At 47.9% G+C, this 26,565-nt stretch carries 24 protein-coding genes and 1 riboswitch; of the genes, 8 read left to right on the top strand and 16 right to left on the bottom strand.

Annotation, left to right across the window (positions count from 1 at the left end; all coding sequences use genetic code 11):
- Window positions 1-40 precede the first annotated feature (40 nt).
- The 4 genes from BLS69_RS29265 to BLS69_RS29250 form a co-directional block, all read right to left on the bottom strand.
- Window positions 41-1,000, bottom strand: coding sequence for a 2-keto-3-deoxygluconate permease (locus BLS69_RS29265; RefSeq protein ID WP_091038731.1), 960 nt, complete (start codon window positions 998-1,000; stop codon window positions 41-43).
- Between the two features lie 6 nt (window positions 1,001-1,006).
- On the bottom strand, window positions 1,007-2,464 hold the full coding sequence (locus tag BLS69_RS29260; protein ID WP_091038730.1) for a glycoside hydrolase family 1 protein: 1,458 nt from the start codon (window positions 2,462-2,464) through the stop codon (window positions 1,007-1,009).
- Between the two features lie 94 nt (window positions 2,465-2,558).
- Window positions 2,559-4,487, bottom strand: coding sequence for a beta-glucoside-specific PTS transporter subunit IIABC (locus tag BLS69_RS29255; RefSeq protein ID WP_091038729.1), 1,929 nt, complete (start codon window positions 4,485-4,487; stop codon window positions 2,559-2,561).
- 138 nt (window positions 4,488-4,625) lie between these two features.
- On the bottom strand, window positions 4,626-5,471 hold the full coding sequence (locus tag BLS69_RS29250) for a PRD domain-containing protein (protein WP_256332448.1): 846 nt from the start codon (window positions 5,469-5,471) through the stop codon (window positions 4,626-4,628).
- 329 nt (window positions 5,472-5,800) lie between these two features.
- Between BLS69_RS29250 and BLS69_RS29245 the strand changes: the two genes are divergently transcribed.
- The 5 genes from BLS69_RS29245 (at window position 5,801) to csaA (ending at window position 9,335) form a co-directional block, all read left to right on the top strand.
- The gene (locus BLS69_RS29245; RefSeq protein WP_091038726.1) at window positions 5,801-6,337 is read left to right on the top strand and encodes an RNA polymerase sigma factor; all 537 of its coding nucleotides are present in this window, start codon (window positions 5,801-5,803) and stop codon (window positions 6,335-6,337) included.
- Window positions 6,321-7,445 carry a DUF4179 domain-containing protein gene (locus BLS69_RS29240; protein ID WP_091038724.1) on the top strand — a complete coding sequence of 375 codons (1,125 nt, stop codon included), beginning with the start codon at window positions 6,321-6,323 and terminating at the stop codon, window positions 7,443-7,445. Before BLS69_RS29245 ends, BLS69_RS29240 begins: the two co-directional genes overlap by 17 nt.
- A gap of 33 nt (window positions 7,446-7,478) precedes the next feature.
- Window positions 7,479-8,060, top strand: coding sequence for a VanZ family protein (locus tag BLS69_RS29235; RefSeq protein WP_091038723.1), 582 nt, complete (start codon window positions 7,479-7,481; stop codon window positions 8,058-8,060).
- A 200-nt stretch (window positions 8,061-8,260) separates the two neighbouring features.
- Window positions 8,261-8,893: a uridine kinase gene (gene udk, locus BLS69_RS29225; protein ID WP_036616377.1), complete on the top strand. Its 633-nt coding sequence runs from the start codon at window positions 8,261-8,263 to the stop codon at window positions 8,891-8,893.
- A gap of 112 nt (window positions 8,894-9,005) precedes the next feature.
- Window positions 9,006-9,335 carry a chaperone CsaA gene (gene csaA / locus BLS69_RS29220; RefSeq protein ID WP_047841512.1) on the top strand — a complete coding sequence of 110 codons (330 nt, stop codon included), beginning with the start codon at window positions 9,006-9,008 and terminating at the stop codon, window positions 9,333-9,335.
- A gap of 382 nt (window positions 9,336-9,717) precedes the next feature.
- Window positions 9,718-9,911: riboswitch (cobalamin riboswitch) on the bottom strand.
- A gap of 77 nt (window positions 9,912-9,988) precedes the next feature.
- Here the strand turns inward: csaA and BLS69_RS29215 are convergent.
- Window positions 9,989-10,816, bottom strand: coding sequence for an AraC family transcriptional regulator (locus tag BLS69_RS29215; protein ID WP_091038719.1), 828 nt, complete (start codon window positions 10,814-10,816; stop codon window positions 9,989-9,991).
- 203 nt (window positions 10,817-11,019) lie between these two features.
- Between BLS69_RS29215 and BLS69_RS29210 the strand changes: the two genes are divergently transcribed.
- Entirely contained in the window at window positions 11,020-12,321 is a 1,302-nt protein-coding gene (locus BLS69_RS29210) for an alpha-glucosidase/alpha-galactosidase (protein WP_036616368.1), read from the top strand.
- A 117-nt stretch (window positions 12,322-12,438) separates the two neighbouring features.
- Here the strand turns inward: BLS69_RS29210 and BLS69_RS29205 are convergent, their stop codons facing one another.
- The 8 genes from BLS69_RS29205 to ytxJ form a co-directional block, all read right to left on the bottom strand.
- Window positions 12,439-13,140, bottom strand: coding sequence for a response regulator (locus BLS69_RS29205; RefSeq protein WP_091038717.1), 702 nt, complete (start codon window positions 13,138-13,140; stop codon window positions 12,439-12,441).
- Between the two features lies 1 nt (window position 13,141).
- Window positions 13,142-14,740, bottom strand: coding sequence for an ATP-binding protein (locus tag BLS69_RS29200; protein WP_249913669.1), 1,599 nt, complete (start codon window positions 14,738-14,740; stop codon window positions 13,142-13,144).
- 7 nt (window positions 14,741-14,747) lie between these two features.
- Window positions 14,748-17,087, bottom strand: a complete 2,340-nt coding sequence (locus BLS69_RS29195) for a histidine kinase (protein WP_091038714.1) — start codon at window positions 17,085-17,087, stop codon at window positions 14,748-14,750.
- 92 nt (window positions 17,088-17,179) lie between these two features.
- Window positions 17,180-17,740: a potassium-transporting ATPase subunit KdpC gene (gene kdpC, locus BLS69_RS29190; protein ID WP_091038712.1), complete on the bottom strand. Its 561-nt coding sequence runs from the start codon at window positions 17,738-17,740 to the stop codon at window positions 17,180-17,182.
- A gap of 61 nt (window positions 17,741-17,801) precedes the next feature.
- Window positions 17,802-19,802, bottom strand: coding sequence for a potassium-transporting ATPase subunit KdpB (kdpB, locus tag BLS69_RS29185; RefSeq protein WP_218133586.1), 2,001 nt, complete (start codon window positions 19,800-19,802; stop codon window positions 17,802-17,804).
- Between the two features lie 208 nt (window positions 19,803-20,010).
- Window positions 20,011-21,690, bottom strand: a complete 1,680-nt coding sequence (gene kdpA, locus BLS69_RS29180; RefSeq protein ID WP_371129109.1) for a potassium-transporting ATPase subunit KdpA — start codon at window positions 21,688-21,690, stop codon at window positions 20,011-20,013.
- Between the two features lie 58 nt (window positions 21,691-21,748).
- Window positions 21,749-21,811 (bottom strand): potassium-transporting ATPase subunit F, encoded by a 63-nt coding sequence (locus BLS69_RS33050; protein ID WP_353884092.1) that lies wholly within the window; start codon window positions 21,809-21,811, stop codon window positions 21,749-21,751.
- 295 nt (window positions 21,812-22,106) lie between these two features.
- Window positions 22,107-22,646, bottom strand: coding sequence for a bacillithiol system redox-active protein YtxJ (gene ytxJ / locus BLS69_RS29165; protein ID WP_256332447.1), 540 nt, complete (start codon window positions 22,644-22,646; stop codon window positions 22,107-22,109).
- A gap of 417 nt (window positions 22,647-23,063) precedes the next feature.
- Here ytxJ and BLS69_RS29160 point away from each other — a divergent pair, with 417 nt between their 5' ends.
- Window positions 23,064-23,918: a hypothetical protein gene (locus BLS69_RS29160; RefSeq protein ID WP_091038758.1), complete on the top strand. Its 855-nt coding sequence runs from the start codon at window positions 23,064-23,066 to the stop codon at window positions 23,916-23,918.
- A gap of 116 nt (window positions 23,919-24,034) precedes the next feature.
- On the opposite strand, the gene BLS69_RS29155 is transcribed toward BLS69_RS29160, so the two are convergent.
- From BLS69_RS29155 to BLS69_RS29145, 3 genes are all read right to left on the bottom strand, one after another.
- Entirely contained in the window at window positions 24,035-24,463 is a 429-nt protein-coding gene (locus BLS69_RS29155) for a VOC family protein (RefSeq protein ID WP_091038708.1), read from the bottom strand.
- A gap of 166 nt (window positions 24,464-24,629) precedes the next feature.
- Window positions 24,630-25,190, bottom strand: coding sequence for a hypothetical protein (locus tag BLS69_RS29150; protein WP_091038706.1), 561 nt, complete (start codon window positions 25,188-25,190; stop codon window positions 24,630-24,632).
- Window positions 25,191-25,269: 79 nt separating this feature from the next.
- A complete protein-coding gene (locus BLS69_RS29145; RefSeq protein WP_062837704.1) occupies window positions 25,270-25,497 on the bottom strand; it encodes a hypothetical protein in 228 nt (75 codons plus the stop codon).
- Between the two features lie 177 nt (window positions 25,498-25,674).
- On the opposite strand from BLS69_RS29145, the gene BLS69_RS29140 reads away from it, so the two are divergent.
- Entirely contained in the window at window positions 25,675-26,550 is an 876-nt protein-coding gene (locus BLS69_RS29140) for a CPBP family glutamic-type intramembrane protease (protein WP_091038705.1), read from the top strand.
- Window positions 26,551-26,565: the final 15 nt, after the last annotated feature.

Here is a 26,565-nt window from a genome sequence, read left to right as displayed (position 1 = left end):
CGTGATCCGTCATGACCTGACAGAACACGTGCTGTTTTTTTTAGTGATTTGTTGATGCAGAAGCTTCCGTCGTTGTTCCTCCAGCCAGACGTTTCACGATATAAGGCACGGTCACCGACGTCAGGATCACAGCAAAGGCAATCTGAGCGATAGCTGTGTCCACATAAGGCGCATACGCCGGATTGAACCCGGCAGCCATCGAAGGCACCACCATGGACAATCCAGCAACCGAACATGTCGCAGCCGCTGCGTAACCGGGCCGTCTTAGTATCGCACGATCGATCCCAATGAGCGGTAGCATGCAGATCAGCAAAAATAATACCGTGACCAGCAGACCGGATAGACTGGATTGAAATGCAATACGCAGATCAATATTGGACCCAAAGCTTGTACCCAGGAAAGGCAGCAGAATCAGTGTTCCCGGAGCGAACATCTTCTGGATGTTGCTATCCAGGTTACCAAGCAGTATCCCGATCAAGAAAGGTACTAGCGTAGCAAGTACACTGAGATAATCGATACCGACGCCACTCGCCGAATTTAATATCATAACCGGAATAACCGGTACGGCGATCAGATTCAGAATGCCAAACGCAGCACGGTCCACATCATCTCCGTACGTGTTCATCAAGGCCAGATATAATCCCGGATTACAACTGGTCAGAACGGCAATGAAGGCTACCGCAGAAACTCCTCCGACCCCACTTATGCCAAAAAAGTATACAAACGCCCATCCGAACAGGCAGCTGATGAGGATACGTGAAAGACAGAGCACCCCAGCTCTCTTCAAAGTCACCAGAAGCTGTGACAAGTTAAGCTGTGTTCCTGATATCAGTAAAATCATGCCGATCAGCACCATGGTACCTTTCGATGTGAACAGCGCTGTTGTTGGATCTCCGATCTGAAAAAACGATGGAAACACCGTGTTGATGACGGCGGCGGCCAGCATAGGAACAATCAGCAAGCCGCCGGGTATTTTTTTGATACGACCCAGAATGTTCATGGTGCGTTACAGTTCTGCTCCGTTGGTACGGATCACATTCTGATACCAGAAGAACGAATCCTTACGGTATCTTTTCAGCGTACCATTGCCATAGTCATCCTGATCGACGTAGATAAATCCGTACCGTTTGCTCATTTCGGAAGTACCTGAACTGATCATGTCGATTGGCCCCCACATCGTGTATCCCAACACTTCGACCCCATCTGCAATGGCGAGTCCCATCTGTTCGATATGTTTGCTCAGGAAATCAATCCGGTATGGATCGTTGATCGTTCCGTCCTCATTCAGCTTATCGTAGAAACCTGAGCTGTTTTCCAGAATGAAGACTGGTTTCTGATACCGATCATAGACGAGATTAAGCGTATAACGCAGGCCAATCGGATCAATCTGCCACCCCCACTCGTTTGCAGGCAGATGCGGGTTTTTATATACACTGTGTACATTACCTGCCGTTAGTTCGAGCTGCTCCGTATCACTGCTGGAAATCATGGAGTTGTAATACGACATCCCCACAAAGTCAGCCGTATGTGCGCGAATGCTATCCAGATCGCCGTCCTCGATGTTCAACTGGATCTCCTTGTTTTTGAAATACGTTTTACTATAGTAAGGGTACTCGCCTTTATTGAGCACATCGAGATAAAATTGATTTTTCATCTGATCATCCTGTTGCATCTGAAGGGCATCCTCCGGCTTGCATGTGTATGGATACGTTGTAAAATATGCCACCATACTTCCGATCTGGTTATTCGGATCAATCTCATGGGCCATCTCGGTTGCTCTGGACGCAGCTACAAATTGATGATGCAACCCCTGGAACAGCATTTCCTCATAATTCGGAGCATCATAATCAATGATTCCCAGCGTTTTGGCCGATGCTTTCACGCTCATGTTGATCTCGTTGAACGTCACCCAATATTTCACTTTTCCCTTGTAGCGATTGAACAACACATCACAATAGTTCACATACAGATCGATCAATTTGCGGTTATACCATCCTCCGAACTTGTCCATCAGTACAATTGGCGTATCAAAGTGACTGATGGTGATCAGGGGCTCCATACCATGTTTTAGACATTCATCAATAACCTGATCATAGAACTCTAGTGCCTTTTCGTTTGGAGCGGCTTCGTCGCCACCTGGAAATACTCTGGCCCATGAAATGGAATAACGGAAGACTTTGAATCCCATCTCGGCAAATAAAGCGATATCCTCACGGAAGTTATGATAAAAATCGATCCCCCGGCGCTTCGGATATTTCACGGTATCCGGGTCATTCCTGGCCTCTTCAATCATCTCCCAATTCACTCTGATCTGCTTGGTCACTTTGCGATCGTTCTTCTCGTTAAATTTCATCACTTCTGGGATGGTCAGACTCTTGCCGTCCACATTATAAGCTCCCTCTGCCTGACAGGCAGACAGTGCACCACCCCATAAAAAATCTTTTGGAAAATTGGAATTTGTCATTTTAGTTTCCTCCTGTTATTACGTGTTATTAGAGTCTTATTAAGACCATCTAGCTTGTAACTCGTAGCTGGACCAATGAAAAGATGAGCAGTTCTTACGAAATCAGCTTGATCAAAGGTTCACTCTCCCGGATCGGGCCACTGGTCGCTGTAGTCAACACGTCTCCGTACTGTTGCATGTTGGTAACGACAATGGACGTAATGGTGTTGTAGCCCGCTGAAGTAATGCCCTCCGGATCAAAATCCACCAATAAATCCCCGGCCTTGATTGTCTGTCCCTGCTCGATATGGGCGTTAAAATATTTGCCTTTCAAACTGACGGTATCCACACCGATATGAATAAGGATCTCGACACCATTCGCGGCCTTCAATCCGATGGCGTGTTTAGTGCGATAAAGTGCTTCGACTACTCCGTCAAATGGAGCGTATACCTTGCCATCTGTCGGAACGATTGCAATGCCTTTACCCATCAACTCTTGGGCAAATGCCTGATCTTCTACCTCAGAGATCGGTTTGATCTCCCCTGTCATTGGACTAACGATAAGCATGTCAGAAGATGTGGATGTCTGTGATGATACGGACGCTGGAGTTGCCTCTGTGGCAACTGCCGCCTGATTGCTATTTACTTTATTCGTAGCTTGCTGCTTTGATTTATTTCCATCCGTATCTTCCTTGATGCCCGCCAACAGCGTGAACACAAACCCGAGTACAACTGCGGCAATACAACCAATAACGACATACATGTAACGATCTGATGTATACGTGCCAATTGCCAATACACCTGGCAGTGAAATTGCATTCGCTGTTGTATGCACCAAGCTGTAGAATCCACCGACTAATCCACCTGCCAGGCAACCTGCGAAAAAGGGACGTTTATATTTGAGCGTAACACCATAGATCGCTGGCTCAGTAATCCCGAACAAAGCGGTAAATCCACTCGAAGCAGCCGCTGATTTCATCGTTTTACTCTTCGTCAGTACAAACACACCGAAGGCTGCTCCAGCCTGAGCCAAATTCGCTGCCAGTGCTGTTGGTAACAGCACGGTTGCACCAAGTGTAGCCACTTGTTGAACCTGAATCGGCATGATCGCATAGTGCATACCGAACATGACCATAATTGGTTTGAAAAATCCAAGGATGGCACCAGCAAGAACACCTGCGGTTGAGAACAATGAGTTGATACCATTGGTCAACCAGTCACCGATATATGAACCTACTGGGCCAAGCACGATCAGTTCCACTGGAATCATAATAAACAAAACAATCATTGGGGTAAGCAGGACCTGCAGAAACTTGGGAATCACTCGATTGACGATCGGATACACATAACTCATAATCCATACCGCCAAAATGATTGGAATGACGGAAGAGGAATATTTCATCAACAGAATCGGCATGCCGAGAAAATCGATACTATTTACACCCGTCTCAGCAATCTGAGCCGCAGCGTTCAAAATGGTTGGATGCATTAATCCCGCAGCAAGAGCTACCGCCAAGTAGGGATTGGTTTTGAAACGATTTGCTGCACTAACAGCCAGGAAGAATGGCATAAAGTAGAAAATGCAGTCCCCAATCATGTTAATGATCGTCAGGAAACCGGAGCCTTCCAGGTAACCCATGGCAGTTATAACGGTAGCCAAACACTTGATCATCCCGCAACCAACAAGTGCTGGCAGAACAGGTGTGAATATACCTGCGATGGTTTCAAGCACTACATTGATGGGGTTACGTCTCTTTTTCGGTCCACTGTCTGTAGACTCCGTAAGCTCGCCAATCTTGTCAGAAGTTAGATTCTTCACTTCACTATATACCGCGTCTACTTTGGCACCGATAACAACCTGAACCTGTCCACCGGAATTTTGTGCCTTGAGCACGCCTTCGAGCTGATCCAACGCCTTGAGGTCTGCTTTGTTATCATCCTTTAATACGAATCTCAAACGGGTTGCACAGTGTGTCAGACCCGATATATTTTGCTCGCCGCCAACGAGATCAAGTACGTTTTTAGCCAAGTCTTTGTTGTTCATGACCCTTCTCCTCTACATGAATAAATTGGATATATAAAAAATGACCAAGCCGGGGAATCGTCATTCCCTACGCTTGGTCATGCCTGATCGAATCAGTAACAGTCCAATATGGATTATTCGGTTAGTTCCTTCACTAGCTCATTCCGTTGGTTCATTCGAAATCAATCGTTGGATATGCAGAATCAAGTATAATTTTTCATCATCGGAACAGGTCCAGCCATAATTATTTTTCAGGAAATCAGCAATCTTCTCCACACAAGCGAGTTCTTTCGGAAACTTCTCCTTCACCATCAGGAACAGAGATTCATTCTCGTCTTTGAGCGATTTACCGCTCATCTGCCTCAGAATGAAATATCGGATATGTGTGGCAAATCGCATAAAGTGAATGGAGTCTTCTTGAAAATCAATTTTGAGCGCATATTTGATCACAGACAGGATCTCGCCCGTAACTGTGGTTACCTTGGTGGTATCCGTCATCTCTCCAGAGCCCACCTGTGCATTAACAAAATGCAGAGCAATCAGTGTTGTTTCGGCTGTTGGCAGAGCGATATCCGTTTTTTCCTGAATCAGCTTCAGCGCAGCCTCCCCCACCTTGGTTTCGTCCGGATAGAGTGTCCGCACTTCCCATTCCAGCGGGTTTTTGATACGGATACCTTCTCTGGTTCGGGTTAATGCAAAACTGATATGGTCGGACAGGGTGAGAAGCAGATTCGGGTTAAATGTTTTATTCAAGATCTGACTGCCCAGCTTGATGACTTCCTCCGCGAGATAAATATCCTCAATTGGAATACTGTTCAGCAGATCATACATCCGGATGTTCTTTGGTGCTACGAATATTTTCTCCACCAAGTCCGTCTCCGTCAGCTCATAGGGCGTTTTCAGAAATCCTACACCCTTACCTACGACAAAAACCTCTTCGTTATGTTCATTAATAGCGATGGCCACGTTATTGTTTACTTTCTTGATAACCTTCAATGTTCTCACCCCCCAACAAAAATAAAAAAAGACCGAAAGCGATTACAGTAAAGCAATCGAATTCGGTCATGCCTGGTTTCCCCAGTAACAGTCCGTGTTATGAATATAAGTTTATTATAGTGCTGTTTTTGAAAAAGTCAATCATCCAATCTTAGGGAAAAATCAGCCACTCTTATCATTAAAGGGAACGTAGAGACCTGATACGTCATATATAACAACGCCCTTTTTTAAAACTATAAAAAGAAAATGTGACCATATGCCCTACTCGCCAGTCTAATTCATATAAAAACCAGCCAAGTGCTGACTTCATCCCTCCAATACGAAAGGAGCTGTTATCCATGGGTTCAACCGATCTCGTTAACCAGGCCATCCAAGGAGATCGTGAAGCTTTTATCCGGCTTATTCGAGACATTGAAAACTCTTTGTACAATACGGCAAAATCCATGCTGCGAAAAGAGGAGGACGTGGCCGATGCCATTCAGGAGACAATCCTGAACGCATACAAATCGGTGCATACACTCCGGGAACCCCGGTATTTCAAAACCTGGCTGTTTCGCATCCTCATCAATGAATGCAACACGATGCTGTCCCGCCGCTCTCTCTCCACCACTTATGCGGAAGTACCTTCAGAAAAGCGGGAGCATTCCAGTCCCTACGATGAGGTCGATATGCGAGAAGCGGTAGACCGTCTGGAGGAATCGAAACGAATTGTTGTCGTTTTGCATTATTTTGAAGACCTGTCCCTCCGTCAAGTCGCCGATGCCCTGAATATTTCCGAAAGTGCAGTGAAAATGAGACTTAATCGGGCAAGGCAGGAGTTATATCAGAAATTCAAAAATTTTCGGGAGGTAAACTTACATGTCAAACCCGTTTAATATCGATCAGGAATTAAAGAACCAAGCGAAGGAGCTTCCCCTGATGTCTGAACTCGTTCGTAACCGGATTGATGCCACACTGGAATCTCTGCCGGCGTCATCAGACACATTGAAAACCAAACAGACTTCGGGCTCCAGTCGCCAGAACAAGCGATGGCACAAGGCTGCAGCTGCGACGATCGCAGCCGGAGTATTGGGCGTGACCGTATTTGCATCCGGCTTTGTATCACCGGCCATGGCTGCCTCCTTGCGCAATATCCCACTCGTGGGCAGTCTCTTCAGCTCGATAGAAGCCGATATGGGTCTGCGAACGGCGGGCAACGAAGGCTTGACTACCCCTGTTAACAGCAAGGTCGCTTACCGGGATGTGAAGCTGGAAGTGCTTGAAGCGGTATATGATGGTACCCGTGCTGCGTTTCTGGTTCATTTCACTGCGCCTAATCTGAATCAAGGCGAATATGACAATGGAAAGGACATCGTGAAACTGAGTAGCGGAATTGAGAATGTCTTTTTCAAAGTCGACGGGTCTCTTCCGAATAGCGGACTGTTCTATAGTTCGGTAGGAGAAACGCAGCCAGATACACTGCTCTTTGAGCAGGTCATTTCCTCCGATCAGGGAACGGCACATTGGCCAGATCAGTTTGATGCTCAAGTTCAATTGACGTTGCAGGGCATTGATCATGAGTTCGAGCTGACGGTTCCATTTGCCAAATCAACAGAAAACATTCATCAGGTTCTGCCTAACACAGCCATGACCAACGATCTGTATACTGCCGCTGTTACGGAAGCTTTGGTTACCCCTGTCACTACTCGTCTAACTACTGTTATCAGTTTGAACGATAAGAGTACTCTTACGGCAAAAGAGCAGGAAAAGCTGAGTCACATCGGATTTGCAGTCTATGATGATCAAGGGCGGCAACTGACCTCACTTAGCGGCGAGGGCATATACGAGGGTAACCAACTGAAATCGGAACGCATATATGCCACAACAGCCAAGGATGTAAAATATCTGATAGTGAAACCTTTCGAGATCAAGGATGACTTCGCTGAAGAGGTTAAAGACACACAATTCATTAAGGGAATGGAAATGAAGATTCAGCTTCAATAGCCTGATCTCATTTCCTTATGAAGGAGCCATTCCATGTTCATCCAATATTCAATCTCATCTCCCATCGTACTTGGCCCATTATTCGTTCTGGTCCTGCTCGCCCTGATGCTCCACGCCAGGGTGAGTAAAACCAGGTACACGATCAGACAGTATGTGTCGATGCTCGCATTTGCCATATATATGTTGGGCGTTATGCATTTTGTATTTTTCCCTATCGACGTGAACATCGGAATCTATGCCAATCAGACTCCATGGTATCAAAGCATTCAATGGATTCCGCTCCTGACCGCGGATGCACCTAGCTTTCTCCTAAACATCGTGCTGTTTATGCCACTGGGGTTCATGCTTCCTTTCATAAAGCCTTGGATTCATTCGAAGCGAACAGCAGCATTAGCGGGATTGGCTGTAAGTATCCTCATTGAAATAACACAGTTGCTGCTCCGAGTAACCTTGGGCAACGGTCGCAGTACTGATCTGAACGATATAATTGCCAATACAACGGGAAGTGTACTTGGTTTTGTCATCCTAAATCTGTTCACAAAAAGTTCCATCGGACAGCGCCTCATGACGCTGCGGGAGTCACCACGGGGAGTATCATCCAAAGATATACAGTAAAATGAATATGAGCATGCATAACCCCCTTGAAGGCAAAACCTGGTCCATACACCAAGATGAAAAAAGTCGTGTGCTATGGTACAATGAAAGAATTGTGTATTCAGAGACAGACATGTGGATAAAGGCCATGAACGAAGGATTTCTGATGGACTTTTATCCATTCATCATGCTGCCATTTTAGGGAGGCTTATGGAACAACCATGCTCATTATTGGTATCGCCGGAGGAACCGGCTCCGGTAAAACGACGGTAGCTCGCTCCGTCATAGACCGTCTGGGATCAGCTAAAGTTACTTTTATCTCCCAAGACAATTATTACAAAGACCAGTCGCAGCTCACACCTGAGCAACGCCGACTCACCAATTACGATCACCCGTTTGCATTCGATAATGATCTGTTGATTGAGCATCTCACCCTGTTGAAAAAAGGCCAAGCGGCGTATGCTCCCGTATATGACTTCACCATAGATAACCGTGCTGCCAATGAGACGGTTGAACTGGCACCGAACCATATTGTCATTGTAGAAGGATTGCATGTGCTGATTGATGAACATCTTCGCAGTCTGATGGACATCAAAGTATTTGTTGATACTGATTCTGATGTTCGGATTCTACGGAGAGTCCTGCGGGATATTGAAGAGCGCGGACGCACGATCCAATCCGTATACAAACAATATCTCGAAACGGTAAAACCAATGCACGATGCTTTTATCGAGCCATCCAAAAAGTATGCTGATATCATTATTCCAGAAGGCGGACATAATGAAGTAGGTATTCAGATGTTATCCATCCTCACCGAGAAATACCTCACAGGGGAAAATTGGAACGGCGCTTAGTTTGTTTCAAAGCAACACAACAGAAATTCAGGTTACGATACAGCGTAATCTGGATTTTTTGTTGATTTTTCATTTATAATAGTCCCCAATAGTTGAAAGGAGATCTACCCCTATGGCTACTTTTGAAGAGTTCATGCAGCATGACATCCGGGTTGGTACCGTGGTGGAAGCCGAACCCTTCCCCAAGGCTCGCATACCCGCTATTAAAATGACGATCGACTTCGGACCACTTGGTCTTAAGCGCTCTAGTGCTCAGATTACTCAGCGATACACGCCTGACATGATCATTGGCAAACAGGTCGTTGCGGTAGTTAATTTTCCACCCCGGCGGATTGCCGGTTTTGTCTCTGAAGTACTTGTGCTGGGCGGCGTGCCTGGTGAAGGCGATGTTGTCTTGCTCTCACCGGATAGCCCATTACCTAATGGAACACCGATAGCCTGACTTTATTTGGAGTAAGAAGAATATGTGCTTTTCAAATGTTTGGAAATCGAGTATTCTTGATTTATTGATTATTGATGGAACTACATATGTTGGAGACCTTAAAGCATAAGGCTATGAATCTGCGGATTAGTGGCCTTTTTTGTTTTTTTTCGAGGGCCTGAAAAGTACATATCAAGGAGTGAAATTCACAATTGAGAGGAGTAAAATTCATAGAAAAATGATGATTTCCATGATGTTCTTCGTCCACAGCTCCGCTGAAAACTTATAAATTCTATCAAAAAAGGCGTCCCTCTCCGGGTTACTGGATGAGGACGCCTTAAATAAACAGATTTCCAGAAAAAATCATGCTCTCTAGACACCTTCCTATCTCCCGTAGGGTACTACTGTGTTTGTTAAACCTGGCAGGTCTCCTGGCTCCAGAATCATCGTCACTTGCAGCTCCTTCCCGGCTTAAAGCAGTGGATTATCGCTACTTGACTCCTCTGTTACAGTGGTGGGACCGCGCCGGTATCACACCGGACTTCCCTATTAAGCTTCCACCCTGACGGGCAAAGCACCAAGTTCCACATATTCAATTACACTACTGTATCAGAATAGCGGGACGACGATAATGATCAAAACTATTCTTTCAAATTTGAAACACTGAAATACGTCTAATCTCGATTTCTCGAACCCTTCGGAGACACACCCGTCACTCGCTTGAACATCTTGGAAAACAGTAATGGGTCTGTATAGCCAACCGAATGTGCCACTTCACTTACCGACAGCCCTGGATTCTGAAGAAGTTCGGCAGCCCGATTCATACGGTACTCCAGGAAAAAGGACTGTAGCGACATGCCATATCGCTCTTTGAACAATCCCGATAGATACGTGCGATCCAGCCCCACAGCTTGGGCAATATCCAGAATGGAAGTTCGCTGGCTGTACCTGTTCTCCATAAACTGCACCGCCTGCCGGATGTACGTCTCTTTGTTCGAAAGGAGTTGCCCTATTTCTTCCTTCACAGGCGAAGAAGAGATTAATTCTGCCACCAAGCGATACAAGAGACTCTGATTCATCACATCGCCTCCTGGACGCGTAGAAGCCTGGACCAACTCCGTATACAACTGTTCCATCGTATTTGTATCCTGGGCATCATATATCGGACGCTCCGGGCTTAATTGGGCACGTTGCATGAATGCTTTGGCTTGTACGCCTTTAAAACCAAACCACGAATACGTCCAGGGCTCCTGCGGATCTGCCTCATAATGAATAAGTGTGTCCGGGAGAATGACAAAACCCTGTCCCTCGCTAAGTTTGTATTCCTGATCCCCCATGTACACGGTGCCCCGTCCTTCATGGATGTAGTGCACAATGTAAGAATCACGTACACCCGGTCCCCAATAATGCGCAGGGTCACATGACTCCCACCCAAAAAACAACAACATCAGCTCCATCTGTGTCCAGCCTGCGGGAACCACATTCATCTCAATGCGACTCATTTTTCGCCCTCCATCCTGACTTCGTTCCGCTTACCTCTTCATTTAGTCCATTTATATTATAACAGCTAAAGTGCTTCCATATTAGTTGAAAGCGGGAACAAAAATGGGATTATGACATGTTTGAAAGGGGTTGAGCCATAGTTATATGTGCCGAATCGGCCTATAGTTGGGGTACAACATTTTTCAGGGAGGCTGAACTTAAGATGAACAAAATTACTTTTCTCGGTGCAGGCAGCACCGTCTTTGTTAAAAATGTATTGGGTGATGTCATGATGACCGAAGCACTGCAGGATTTTGAATTGGCATTGTTTGATATCGATGCTGAACGTTTGAGCGATTCAGAGCGTTTGCTGACCAGTCTGGCCCGTTCACTCGGAAGTCGTTGCGTCGTGAACGTATATCATGACCGCAAAGAAGCGCTGCGCGGGGCCAAATATGTCATCAACGCCATCCAGGTCGGTGGATATGATCCATGTACCATTACGGACTTCGAGATTCCGAAAAAATACGGACTGCGTCAAACAATTGCAGATACACTCGGTATTGGCGGAATTTTCCGTAATCTGCGTACGATTCCGGTTATGCTGGATTTCGCCCGAGATATGCAGGAAGTATGTCCGGATGCGTGGTTCCTGAACTACACCAACCCGATGGCTGTGCTTACCAACGTCATGAACGTACATGGTGGGATCAAAACCGTAGGATTGTGTCATAGTGTACAGGTATGTGTACCACATCTGTTTGATGCACTGGGGATCGATCAGACAGGTGTTGTGGCTAAGATTGCAGGGATCAACCACATGGCGTGGCTACTCGAAGTTACCAAAGACGGGCAGGATCTGTACCCTGAGATTAAACGTCTGGCGAAGGAAAAACAGAAGGAACAGCATGACGACATGGTTCGTTTTGAGCTGATGCAGCGTTTTGGCTATTATGTAACGGAATCCTCTGAGCATAATGCCGAGTACCACCCTTACTTCATCAAGCGGAATTACCCGGAGCTGATTGAACGCTTCAACATTCCACTGGATGAGTATCCACGCCGCTGTGTAAACCAGATTGAGGGCTGGAAAGAAATGCGTACCAAGCTGTTTGCCAGCGAAAATATTGAACATACCCGCAGCCGTGAATACGCATCGCATATTATCGAAGCGATGGAGACGAATAACCCGTACAAGATTGGCGGCAACGTCATGAACAACGGACTGATTACGAACCTGCCGCGTGAAGCATGTGTCGAGGTACCTTGTTTGGTGGATGGATCAGGAATCAGCCCTACGTATATTGGGGATCTGCCTCCACAACTCGCGGCATTGAACCGGACAAACATCAACACGCAACTGTTGACGATTGAAGCAGCAATCACTGGCAAAAAAGAACATATTTATCACGCCGCCATGCTTGATCCACACACAGCTGCAGAACTGTCTATCGATGACATCGTAGCCATGTGTGATGAGTTGATTGAGGCTCACGGCGACTGGTTGCCAAAATACACATCATAATACAAAAGCACCGTTTCCTTTGCTATTAAAGGGGACGGTGTTTTGTTCGTTCCATGGCGCTCACGAACTGAATCGTGCATCACATCATTTATCAGAAATGCCTCACCCCCTTGAACCTTATTCGGCAGGGAGCAAAAAGCGATAACCAATGCCTGGCTCCGTCTGAATATATCGCGGATTTGTTGGATCTTCATTTAATTTTTTACGCAGATGTCCCACATATACCCGAAGATAATGGCTGTCGGACTCATGATGATGCCCTCCCCATACTTGCTGCAAAAGCTGGCGCTGAGTGATGATTTTCCCTGCATTGGAGGCAAGCACCTTCAGCATCTCATATTCCGTTGGGGTTAATTTGACCAAAGCCCCCTCCAGTTCGACCTGCCTTTGGGCCAGATCAATCGTGAGTGATCCGAAGTGCAGTATCGGCTCATCCGTCGTTTTGGCTACATGACGAAGCGCCACCCGAATACGGGCGACCAACTCACCCATTCCGAATGGTTTGGTCACATAATCATCTGCACCACCATCCAACGCGGCAATTTTGTCTCCCTCCTGATCCTTCGCTGTCAGCACTATAATCGGCACTTGCGACCATTCGCGAATCCGGCGAAGGACCTCCATGCCAGACATGCCCGGCAAACCAAGATCAAGGATGATCAAATCCGGATGTACAATACTGGCCTGAATAACGCCCTCCTCGCCATCCCCACACTCGTGAAGTTCGAATTGGTGTGCCTGAAGGGTGACCTTGAGCAATTTGCGAATCTGCGGCTCATCATCGATCACCAGTATGCGAGCCCCTAGTGGTGCGTTCATGTTATTCTTCAACCTCTCCTTGTTCTGAATAGGAAAACGACGATCCGTGAGCCTCCATGGGGATATCTATGCGCATTCTCGTTCCCCCGCCCGGATTCGGCTCTGCCACAATGGTACCTCCGTGGACTTCCACAACGCCTTTGCAGATTGCCAGACCAAGCCCCGTTCCTGTGACATGTTGAGTCGACTCTGAGCGATAGAACTTATCAAATATACGCAATCTTTCCGCTTCCGGTATACCTATGCCTTGATCAGCTACCCAGATCGTCAATTGATCTGTACTCTTATCGCTTGCCACAGTGATGACAATCTGGCTCTCATCAGGCGAATATTTGATGGCGTTGCTGACGATATTGACCAGTACCTGCTCCAGCAATACTTCATCTCCGTAAATGAAGGCAGGGTCATCAGGCAGGTCAACTTGAATGTTGCGATGCGGACTGAATCCCCGAACCTGTGTCAGTACAACGCTGATCATGTCTCCCACGTCACACCATTTCCGATTCAGCTGCAACATGCCGCTCTCCAGCCGAACCATGCCCAACAGATTTGTGACGAGACGATTCATACGCAAGGCCCCATCCCGAATGTTGCCTGTTAATTCTCTCCGATCCTCGGGTGTAAAAAGAGTATCATTCTCCAACAATCCCGTAGCCGAGCCGATAATGGCGGTTAGGGGCGTACGCAGTTCATGGGAGACGGAATCCAGCAGTGCTGTGCGTATGCGCTCCGATTCAGCAGTGATCTGCGCCAATCGGGCCTCTTCAGCCAGCTTCACTCGGGCAATGGCACCTGCGGCCAGCCCACCACATGCCTCCAACAGACGAAGCTGTTCTTGCTGCTCATGAATCTCGCCAGCGTCCATGCTCACGGCGAGCACGCCATGAACCTGCTCCTCTGTGCGTAGCGGTACATATAGCCCGAGAGATTCCCGCAAAGTGGATGATCCTTTACCAGCGACCTGTCCGTGATGATACACCCATTTGGCAATGGCAATCTCCGACTCCCCATCTCCCCAGCCATCCTTTTCCCCTTCTGATGCGGGTGTGGATGCGGAAGAGCTTGTAACCAGCAAATCCCCCTGTCCATCCGGAAGATACACAGCCGCCGGCTTACCCAGGGTAAGCGATACTTGGGTTGCAATGTTAACCAGCAACGTATTCAGATCCGTAATGGCTGTCATCTGACGACTCAATGCGTACAGGGAGTTAGTCGTGGCCTCGCGTGCTTTTACCATCTCCAGTTGTTGTCGCAATCGACCTGCAAGACTCGCTGTCAGGATCGCCACCGCAAGATACACGACAAAGGAAATGAGATACCTCAAGTCTTCAACCGTAAAGCTCAAATACGGCGGTACAAAAAAGAAGTCAAACATAATGACGCTAAAACTGGCGGCATATACAGCTGGCCCCATTCCCCAATACACGGCACTCACCAGTACGGGAAACAGGTATACAAGCGCTACGTTAACCAGATCACCGCTCATGCCGATGGCATGAAGCAGCAAAGTTAGCAGCGTCACCCCAAGGGTCACCCATACATATGCCGGAATCCGTTTCCCATGGGATGGCAGTGTTTCTTTTTTTATTCGTTCAGACAATATCCATTCACATCCCGCTCAGTTCATAATCGTAATCTGCAACGATCAATACATCCAGATGCCGCGACAAGCGTACAAGTCGGTTGACCACCGATCCTGAGCCGCGGTAGCCATTCAGCCACCACACCCGTCTTGCCTGCCCGACTACCAACTGGGTTGCTCTCGCCTCCGATGCCTTTCTTGCCAAAATCTCAGGTACATCGCGCAGCCTTGGACTGTGATGAATATGAAATTGACCGCCAAGCCGAATCGTCAGCTGCTCCAACGCTTCCAGATGGCACTTCACTTCGTCACTCATGGACTCACCGATGTGGATATGATGTACATGCCAGATGGCTTTTAGACGAAAAGCCATGCGGAATCCACGCCGGATCAGCCGCTCGGCATGACGATCACTGCTTACACATACAAAGACCGCTTCCTGTCTGCGCCAAGGTCCTCGAAGTGCAATTTTGGCCTGCTGTGCTTCAAGCCGTTCATCCACATCGTCCGCCAGCTCGCGCAGAGCAAGTTCTCGCAAGGCAATCAGATTGCCAATTTTGAAGAAATTCGCAAGGGCTTGCTCGACCTTGGCAGTTGCATAGATTTTACCCTCCCTCATGCGCTGCCGCAAGGCCTGAGGCGCCACATCAATCAACTGCACCTCATCCGCCATCTGAATGATCCGATCCGGTACGGTCTCGCGGACACGAACACCGGTAATATGTTCAACGGCATCATTCAGACTTTCGAGATGCTGTACGTTCATTGTGGTAATCACCGAGATGCCTGCATTCAGCAGGAGCAGGACATCTTCATAACGCTTTTGTGGGACACTCCCGGGTACATTCGTATGTGCCAGTTCATCCACAAGCACCACTTCCGGACAAAGATGCAGAATGGCCTCCGTGTCCATCTCTTCCAGACGAGTTCCCTGATAATCGCGCTTCGCGCGAGGGATCACAGACAGGTGACCCATCTGCTCCACGGTTTCTGCCCGCCCATGTGTCTCCAGCAAGCCGATTTGCACATCGATGCCCTTACGGAGCAAATCATTGCCTTCTCGCAGCATCATGTAGGTTTTGCCTACACCTGGTGCGGCTCCGATATATATTTTGAATGTGCCGCGCTGAATCTGGCCAATCTGATCCTTCATTTCCTGCTCGCTTAGTCTGCGGTATGTCAGTGATTCCACATCGTTTACCTTGGCCGGAACCACCCGTTCACCCTCCCTGGCCGCTCGATCAGCAACCAGAAACAGATCCACACCACGTAATCTGCGCAGCAGCGAGTTAACAACGGACCCCTGCCACAGTTCCTGCCAGCGCGTACGCCGGGAGTGTCCCATCACAATCCGGGTAATCTGGTGCTCCATGGCGTAACGTGCCAGCGTAGACGGGATGTTGCGACGGTGTAATATAGACAGCTCCTCCATATGGCCGCCAAACTTCTCCACCAGTTTGATCATATTCCGTCGAAATACGGTTGCCTCCTTGGTTAATGGCTGCTTCATATTCCGAAAAACCACGGCGCACAAATCCCCATTCAGCCGTTTGGCAATCTGTTGTCCGCGCCGGATATAGATCGAGCCGTTCCAATGATATTGCGTGGACACCAGAATCCGTTCCATGATGCCTGTTGTGACGGTAATTCCCATCTCTTCCCGATGCTCACGCAGGGATTCATTCACCCCTTCTGCCACCAATCTCAGTGCCAGTTCGCGCAGAATACCCAGATTGCCTTGACGAAATACAGCTTCTCCCTCATGCCCCTGCAAATGACCTTCTGCAAGACGGCTCAGTATCGTTTCCGGCGTGACGTCTATCAGCTTCACTTCATCCGCAAGCTCCAATGTATCGGCAGGTACCGTATGTTCTGCTGCGATCCCTGTAAGTTGTCGTGCCAGCTCGGTATACCCTTCCAGCTCATACACATTCACCGTTGTCATGACACTGATGTTGTTTCGGAGCAAGAACTGAATGTCCTCCAGCCGGGTAGCATAGCGAGCGCCTTCTCTGTTGCGATGTGCCAAACCATCCACCAGCACAACCTCCGGATTACGTGCCAGTAGTGCATCCAAGTTCAGATCCTTCATCTCTACATCATCACTCTCGCGTAACCAGTGAATGCTTGGAATCCGTTCGAGTGCGCCAAGCTGCTCCACCGTTTCCGGTCTGCGCATTGTGGAGACGGCGCAGATGACCACATCAATGCCCTGCTCACGCAACGTATTCCCTTCTCGTAACATGTGATACGTTTTGCCCGATCCGCTGACTGGGCCGATGTAGATTTTGAGCGTACCCTGCTGCAGCTTCGTAATCATCTTCAACATCTCTTCCGGTGACTTGCGCTTGAAGCTTTCTTCCATCCGTCCCTCTCCCCCTTTCCTTTAAAAATAGGATGAAAAAAATGGAGAAAGCCCCTCCCGATATATCGCGAGCAGGCTAATATGTTCGTTCATTAGTTCATTTCTGCTATCAGCGCCAGATTCAGAGCCGTTACATTCACACGCGGTTCCCCGAATATACCCATCTGACGACCTTCCATATGCTCATCTACAAGTTGCACAAGCTGCTGTTCACTAAGCCCCGTAGCTTCGCTAATACGTGGGATCTGTGCCTCAGCGGCTTCGGGAGAGAGATCCGGATCAAGTCCAGAGCCTGAACCCGTCACGAGATCAGCGGGGATCTGCTTCAATCCCGGGTTTTCCTGCTGGAGCTGAGCCATTTTTTCCTTCATCTCGCCGATATATTCCTCCGAAGCTACAGCGCGATTTGAACCGGCTGAAGCCGTTGGGTCATAACCGGCATTTGATGCCCGGGGCTGGAACAGCCCCGGCGATTGGATTTCCTGCGCCAGCAGTGACGAGCCGATGATTTTCTCATCTTGCGTAATCAGACTGCCATTCGCCTGCGCAGGAAAGAGAAGTTGGGCTACACCAGTTGTTACAAGCGGGTAGATTAAGCCGCATATCAGCATAAGCACAACAGATAGCCTTATGGCGGGTAAGAACATGTTCATACAGATCACTTCCTGAATTCATTAGGATAAAAGAACAATTTTGATAAGCGTTGTTATCTCGTTAAAGAATCCCCGACAGTACCATGTCAATCAGCTTAATTCCGATAAAAGGTACAATCACACCACCTACGCCATAGATGAACACATTGCGGCCAAGTAATCGTTCGGCTGACATCGCCCGATACTTAACCCCTTTCATCGCAATGGGAATAAGCAGCGGAATAATAATGGCGTTGAAGATCAGCGCCGACAGGATTGCGGACTGCGGTGAAGCCAGATTCATAATATTCAGCGCCTGAAGCTGCGGCATGGCGAGAATAAACATGGCTGGGATGATGGCAAAATATTTCGCGATATCATTGGATATCGAAAAGGTTGTGAGTGCGCCGCGTGTAATCAACAGCTGCTTGCCAATGGAGACCACCGACAATAACTTGGTCGGGTCCGAATCCAAGTCAATCATGTTGGCCGCTTCTTTGGCCGCCATGGTGCCCGAATTCATCGCCAGGCCCACGTCGGCCTGCGCCAGAGCAGGAGCATCGTTCGTACCGTCGCCCGTCATAGCGACGAGCTTGCCCTCCTGCTGCTCTTTTTTGATCGCCGCAATCTTGTCCTCGGGCTTCGCTTCAGCAATAAAATCATCCACGCCCGCTTCCAGCGCTATGGTCGCTGCGGTTAACGGATTGTCACCTGTACACATAATGGTCTTGATACCCATGGCGCGCATCTCGGCGAACTTCTCTTTCAGCCCTGGCTTCACAGTGTCTTTCAGATAGATCACACCGTAGATTCGTTCATCGATGGCCACAGCAAGCGGCGTGCCCCCGGCCTTCGCAATTCGATTTGCAATCTCATCCAGATCACCAGGTATACGGCCTCCTTCGGAAGTAATATATCTTTTGATCGCATCCACCGCACCTTTGCGGATTTTCATTCCGCTGCTCAGATTCAGACCGGACATCCGTGTCTCTGCCGTGAATTCCACATTTTCCGCATTAGCATACTCTGTCTCAGACCAACTCTGACCTTGTTTACCTGCCAGTTCCACAACAGAACGTCCTTCCGGGGTCTCATCTCGCACAGAAGCCTGTAAAGCAGCTTGCGTCATTTCTGACGAAGTAATGCCCTGAACGGGAATAAACTCAGATGCCATGCGATTTCCGTATGTGATCGTCCCCGTTTTGTCCAGAATCAATGTATCAATATCCCCGGCCGCTTCCACCGCTTTACCTGACATGGCGAGCACATTGAACTGCGTAACCCGGTCCATCCCGGCAATACCAATGGCAGACAGTAATCCACCAATTGTGGTGGGGATCAAGCAGACGAGAAGTGCGATCAATGTCGCCAGATCTAGTCGAATACCCAGGTAATTTGCCATTGGAACCATCGTGAGTATGACGATCAGAAAGATCAGAGTTAATACGGCGAGCAGGGTTGTCAGCGCGATTTCATTAGGTGTTTTCTGGCGCTGAGCACCCTCAACCAGAGAGATCATCCGGTCAAGGAATGACTCACCCGGATCCGTCTGAACACGCATGACGATGTAATCGGACACGACACGTGTCCCCCCGGTAACGGAAGAGAAATCGCCTCCTGCCTCCTTGATAACCGGGGCGGATTCTCCCGTAATGGCCGATTCATCAATTGAGGCCAAGCCTTCAATAATTTCACCGTCTGTTGGAATCAGTTCACCGACTTCCACACGGACCATATCACCTTTTTTCAACTGGGTCGAAGACACTTGCCTAACCGTTCCATCCTTCTGCACCAGATTGGCCATGGTGTCCGACTTCGTCTTGCGTAACGTATCCGCCTGGGCCTTGCCTCTCCCTTCTGCAAGTGCCTCCGCGAAGTTAGCGAACAGCAGCGTGAACAGCAAAATGAAAAATACGGCAATGTTGTACCCGCGCCCAGCTTCCGATGCGGTGAAAAGATCTGGATTGATGCTCAATAAGAGCGTAATGAATGTGCCAATCTCAACAATAAACATAACCGGATTTTTGATCATGACCACCGGATTTAGTTTCTTGAACGCATCCAGTGAAGCCTGAAGTATCATCTCCTTGCTTAACGACCGTTTTGATCCGGGATCACGTTGAATATTACCTCGGTTGTTATCCGGCTCATTGCCCTTCGTACTAAACATTTCTGTATCCATGTGTTGCATCGTCTGCTCCTTCTTTCGTTCGACTGCATTCATCATGCACAGCCACCTCCGTACGTTACGTCCTTATACCAATTCCTCTGTTGCTCCCCTGTCATTTCCCTCATTGAATCATTGCCAAGTGTTCTGCGATCGGTCCAAGGGCAAGCGACGGGAAGAATGTGAGTGCGCCGACAACAACGATCATCATGACCAGAATCCCAGCAAAGAGAGGTGTGTGTGTCCGCAATGTTCCCGTGGTTACCGGTACAACCCGTTTTGTAGCGAGTGAACCCGCAATAGCCAACATGGCGATCATCGAAACGTACCTTCCCAGCAGCATAACGATACCAATCGCGATGTTGTAAAAGTCTGTATTGGCATTCAGTCCGGCAAAGGCCGATCCATTATTGGCTGCACCCGAGGCAAAAGCATAGAGAACTTCAGTCAGGCCATGCATGCCCCCGTTCGAGATGGACGCAATAGCTTCGGGCCGCATAAGTGCGATTGCCGTTGGCGCCAGAATAATCAAAGGATGAATGAGCAAGGCAATGGATGCGAGCTTCACTTCTTTGCCCTCGATTTTTTTGCCCAGGAACTCAGGTGTTCGGCCCACCATCAAGCCACAGATAAACACAGCCAGAATAACATACAACAGTCCGTTGATCAGCCCTACCCCTTTGCCACCAAACACGTTATTAAGCATCATCTGAGCCAGTGATACCATGCCTCCAAGTGGAGTGAGCGATTCATGCATATTGTTGACCGAACCTGTAGTAGCCGCTGTCGTAACTGCCGTGAATAAAGCCGATTCGGGTATGCCAAACCTGACCTCTTTCCCCTCCATATTGCCCTGCAGACCTGCTGCATCCAACGCGGGTACACCGCGATATTCGGAGACAAATACGGTGGTCAACATCACAAGGAAAAGAAAACTCATCGCTGCGAACAATGCCCAACCCTGCTTCCGGTTATTGACCATCAAGCCGAAGGCGTAGACCAGTGCAGTCGGTAACAGCATCATACAGACGATATGCACCAGATTGCTCAGGGCCGTCGGATTCTCAAATGGATGTGCAGCATTGGTTCCAAACCAGCCACCACCGTTGGTGCCAATGTGTTTGATCGATTCCAGCGAGGCGACCAGTCCACGTGAGATGGTCTGCTGCGCACCTTCCAGCGTGGTTGCGTTCACCGCTCCCGCGAGTGTCTGAGGCACACCTTGGAACACGAGGAACAGGGCCACGATGAAACTCAGCGGTAAAAAAATACGTGTAATCGACCGTACAAGGTCGACGTAAAAGTTTCCCAGTTCATCCCGGCGGCCTACCAGCCCGCGAATAAACGCAATAGCCACTGCAAATCCCGTCGCTGCCGACGTAAACATCGGGAACGTCACTGCCAGCATCTGTGACAGGTACGACAGGGCGTTCTCGCCCGTATACGACTGCCAGTTCGTGTTGGTCATGAACGAAACGGCCGTATTAAATGCCTGCGCCACTGGCATATTGCCGATGCCATCCGGATTGAGTGGTAAATATTTTTGCAGTCGCAGCACCAGAAACATCAATACCAACATTACAAAGTTGGAGAGGAGAACGGCCGTGAGGTACTTTTTCCACCCCATGGATTCGTTCTCGCGTACTCCCATCAATCGAAAGAGCAGTCGCTCCGGCCCACCAAAAATCCGATCCAGCCCCGTTCGCTGTCCATCGAAAACGTTCACTATATATTTTCCCACCGGTTTCACCAGCAGCAGGATGATTAGTAGCGTCACCGCTACTTGCACTACACCGATACCCATATCCGCATTTCCTCCCTATTCGACATTCCCTTGTTCAACATTACGTACATCGTCAGCATCAGAATTTTTCTGGCTTCACCAGCACATAACCGAGATAAATCACCAGTGCGAGTACAATCATGCCGATGACAATCATTCCACTCCCCCTCTCTACCCTCAAGCCTTTTCGCAGAATTTCAAGAATCCCCAAAACACCGCAAACAACAGCACAACCAATCCAATCATCGTGGCATCATTCACCATGCGCCCTTCCTCCCTCTCTCTACCGTTCTCTGCACCTGCTACATGTAAAATCGTAATACGAAACGCTGTAAAAAAGAGGTAAAGAAATGCCTCCAAAGGTGTAAAAAAAGCGTAAAAAAGACCCAATCTCCTCAGCTCTGGGCTGAAAAGAACGGGTCTATAAGGTGTACTATTTATCCAAATGGATTCTGTGCCCACTGCAATAATCTTTTCTTCGTGATTTTGCCATGGGAGGTATGTTTGACAACTTGCCCCTGATCGAGCAGAAGCACCTGTGGTGACTCATGATGAACCTCTGTCTCTTCCGCAATGTAGCGGGACAACGAGCGATTTTCAATCACTTTGACGATGCGGTAGTCCATAGGTTGTTTGGGATCCGATGCATTGGTGCCTACAAACGCCATAAACTCTCTGTACGCTCTCGCACTGGTCGGACAAGTTGTGCTGTGTTTCAGGATAAGCACCGGATGATCCTGCGAGCGATGAAGCGCTTCTTCCCAGTCATCTGGTTTATGCAATTCACGGACATGTTCGCTGAGCATATGTTCCGAGTCTGACCCTGCACGTTTGCTAACCACCGAACCAATCACAATGCCAAGCGCCAAACCAAAAGCAATGCCAAGTCCAAGTTGTTGTGTAGCCGTACCAATGCTGACTCCCATGGCAACACCTATAGCAAGCCATACGGCTTGATGATTTACTTTTTTACCCATACGAATCTTCCCTTCCTGATATATGTATATCAAGGCTATATAAATTGAACTAACCATTTAAACGATAACGGAGAGGACAGAAAAAACCTGAGAAAGCGAAGCGTTCGCGTTTATCACCGGATTTTTCTTTAGAAAAAGGGAATCGAAAAAATCTTGGGATAACAGCGGTTGGAAGGTTGTTCTGTCATCGTAGTGTCTGTGTAAATAATCTTTAGTTCAAAATTATAGAGTAACAACTTCTACCCTTATATTCTGATCAAATTATAGCACAGGCCTCTGTGAGCAGGCTTTGAGAATCTTCATCTCCGAATACAGATTTTAGCGTTTGGATTTATGCAAAATGCTCATTTGTGATACACTGGTTGTAATTTGGAAACGATGAACATGAAGAATGGATTGGAAGGGCGGAAATTCCATATGACATACGCGTTTATGATTGAACCGCAGGATTTTATTGCGCTGGATAACGAAGATGAACTGATTGAGAAATGTCAGGAGTGGGGCTTGCTTTCAGGTAAAGCAACCAAACTCAAAACGTTCTATTATAAAGGAAACGGATTAAACATGCCGTGCACCATCATTGGATATGTGGATCACATGGCAGCCGTTATTCAACTGGATAATGGACAAAAGCATTGTATTCACCCGTCGTATCTGAAAGAAATGCAAGCGTCCAGCTACAATGCCAGAAGTATAAGCACAGCCGGATCAGATCAAAGCACAGAATCGACAACTTCGGATACAGTCGCACCAGTCGCTGCTGATGTTACGCCAACTCCCGGTGCCCTGGTTAACCCGGATGAAATTCCGGCGGATCAGGATGATTCGTACGACACGGACACAGATGAATTCTCCTCTGGGTTGAAGGGTGATCCGGATGGGCTCGTAGAAGAGTATGTTGGACCTCAAACCGGGGCAGCCAGTGAAGCCAAACCTAAAGCCAAAACAGCAAGCAAAGCCAAGACCGTTAAGATTGATCTGCCCGAAGGTAAAGTGAAGATGAGTGCCGTTGTCAAAGAGTTCACCACTGTACCAAATCACTTCTCGGACAATGACGATGAGGTCATTATCTATGAAGCAGTTACCATTACAGAGCCAGACGTCATCGATGTTGGGGAAGCCTGGTCGAGCCACAGTGCCACCGTTAAGAAACAAGAACTGGAAGTGGGAGATGTCATTACGTTTGAAGCAAAAATTATCAAGAAGAAGCTGACACGTAACCCGGTTCCTTATAAAATCAACAACCCTTCCAAGATTCAAAAGGAAGGCTAATCAAGGAAAATTAATCACGAGTCATTACAAAAAAAGCAAAAAAACCTCCACAACTGCTCAAAGCAGACCGCGGAGGTTTTTTCCATTTGAAGGTTATATTAACGCACAGTACGCTCTTAAGCTTGTCCTGGCGTAGCGCTAATTTGAAACTGTACACCAAATTTGTCGACAACCGAGCCGTAGGCTGGACTCCAGAACGTCTCTTGTATCGGCATTTTCACTTCGCCGCCATCTTGCAGTTGGTTGAAAATTGCTTTGGCCTCATCCGCCGTATCCGTATTCACCGTAACCGTAACATGATTACCTACAGTGTACGGCATGCCTGGAAATGTATCGGACAACATTAATACCGAGCTGCCAATCTGCAAAGAAGCATGCATAATACGGTCTTTCGCTTCGGGCGGGATGGGGTGATTCGGGTCAGATGGACCGTCGCCAAATGTTTGAAGCGCGAGCACTTCGGCTCCAAATGCCTTTTGATAGAATTCTACCGCTTCACGTCCATTACCGTCTGTTACCAGATACACATTCAAGCTGATCGACATGCGTTCTTCATCTCCTTGGGCTCTTGTAATTATACGATTCACGCCACTTGCGACATGAGTATATATGAACAGGTTGTCCTTTGACAAGCGTATATTTCTACACTCATCTCTGCGGACCTTTACACGATTAGGGTTACCAACATATTCTTAATCCATCCCTCTCGCACTACTTCTTGCGCCTGCGTATATAGTAGAGAACAGCGATCAGAACACCCGGAACCAGTGCTGCAAAACTGGCATAGATCAGACACCATTTCAACAGGGTAAATATCGGAGTGAGCTCAGCAAGCACAGGCGTACGTTCAGGATAACGAGACATGATCAGGGACGCACCTATATTTTCAAGCATGTCCATAACCCAACCTAAGACCGGAATCAGATTCACCCAACGCCAGCGACTCTTTACCGGAAGCGAGCGATAGAGTACGGATAACAGAACAACCAATAGCAACAGATAGGCCAAGGGCCATATGAGGTCAAATGTGAATCGTGCCTGAATATAGGCGCTCCGCCCTGCTTCACCATACTGCTCAGCCATCTGATAAAGATCATTTGCAGTGTACAGAAAAGAGGAATCCGGGGACTGCCCACCACCTGTGGCCTCCTCCGACTTTGCCGCCTGCCAGGGCAGAATGAATGCAATAAAACAAGCAAATACAACAACCGCAGCTGCAACCCATTTCCAATTCACCCGCTGATAGAACCAATTTGACACTTTTTTCAGCACGTTCTGTCCCCTTTCCGATAAAAAAAAGACCACTCTCCCGAATCCTGTCGGTAAAATGGTTGTGTTCAATCCTATGAAGTTATCGAGCTTGAACGATGTTATCTATTTCACTTTTCAATAAGAGGTATCGGTGAACACTTCTCATGATCGGGACCTTCGTTAGTTTGTTCTTGTCCACGTACAGTTTCATCTGGTCTTTGGTCAAACCAAGCAAACTTCCAGCTTCCGATACCGTCAACACTACCTCTGGGTTCGTAGCATTAAACGTCTTCTTTACTTTCTGATTCCAGTCCTCGAATACCTGCATAGATCAGTGACATCTCCTATCCATAGCCAGTTATTATCAGGCTGAATATATCCAGTATACCACACTTGTGCTACTCGTAACTTAATCCTTGCGCAGAACCATATTCTGATAGGCATATTTCCTGCTTGACCCTGACGTTAACTCGAGGGTTTATACTGGCTTCAGGAGGGGATTAGCATGAGTATGTCACCTGAACATGTAACCAAGAAACGACGTAGCAGTGGAATAGCTATTATTGGAATGAGTTGGTTAACGATGACATTGGGTCTGTTTTTTGCTACACTCGCAGGGAAGTTTGTCAGCACTATTGGTGCTGCTGATTGGATGGTTCATCTCACCCAAGCTGTTGTCATTATTAGTATCGTCTTGCCCGTACTATTCGTCATTCGAAGACACTTCCATATGAAGTCCGTTCTTCTTCCTCTGACAGGAAAAAGCATAATTCACTTGCTCTCTGGCGCATTATTTGCCACTTCTCTGGCCTTCATCGGGTTAGCGATAGCCAGTATGAACAACTGGATTACGATTACGGAGTGGCACTTCTCAGCCGAGTTTTTCCTTGCTGTCGTACTTAATAGTTGTATTGCTTTCTTGTATGAAGCTTTGCCAGAGGAACTATCCATGCGAGGCATGGTCTATGATGGATTACGCTTCAGACTGCGACTTCCTGTGTTTTTCGCTTATTTAACTCAAATCATACTCTTTCTGCTGGTTCCGATGAGTGTCAGCCTATCACAAGAACTCGTCGGTATGGATGCCGGAAACCGGATAACCTTGGATTATATGATCCTGCTCTTGACCTATGGTATTACGTTACAGCTTCTGCGCAGTTTGACCGGATCTTTATGGGCCTCCATCGGATTTCATATCGCTTACCTGGAAGTAGCCAGATTCGTTGTTATGCCAGGTGATAGACCGGCATTGTTAAACTATACCGCGCAAGATAACGGGTCAGCCGAAATATTTATTTTGTATATGATGATAATCTTTGTCGGTGCGATCATTCTGGCGGTGCTCAATGCATGGCGCTGGTGGAGAATACATAAATCATGAGGGAGGGATCTGCCT

The organism is Paenibacillus sp. CF095, assembly GCF_900101225.1.
Taxonomy (GTDB): Bacteria; Bacillota; Bacilli; order Paenibacillales; family Paenibacillaceae; genus Paenibacillus.
The sequence above is the reverse complement of the archived record's forward strand: the minus strand, read 5'-3'. Positions and strand labels throughout refer to the sequence as shown.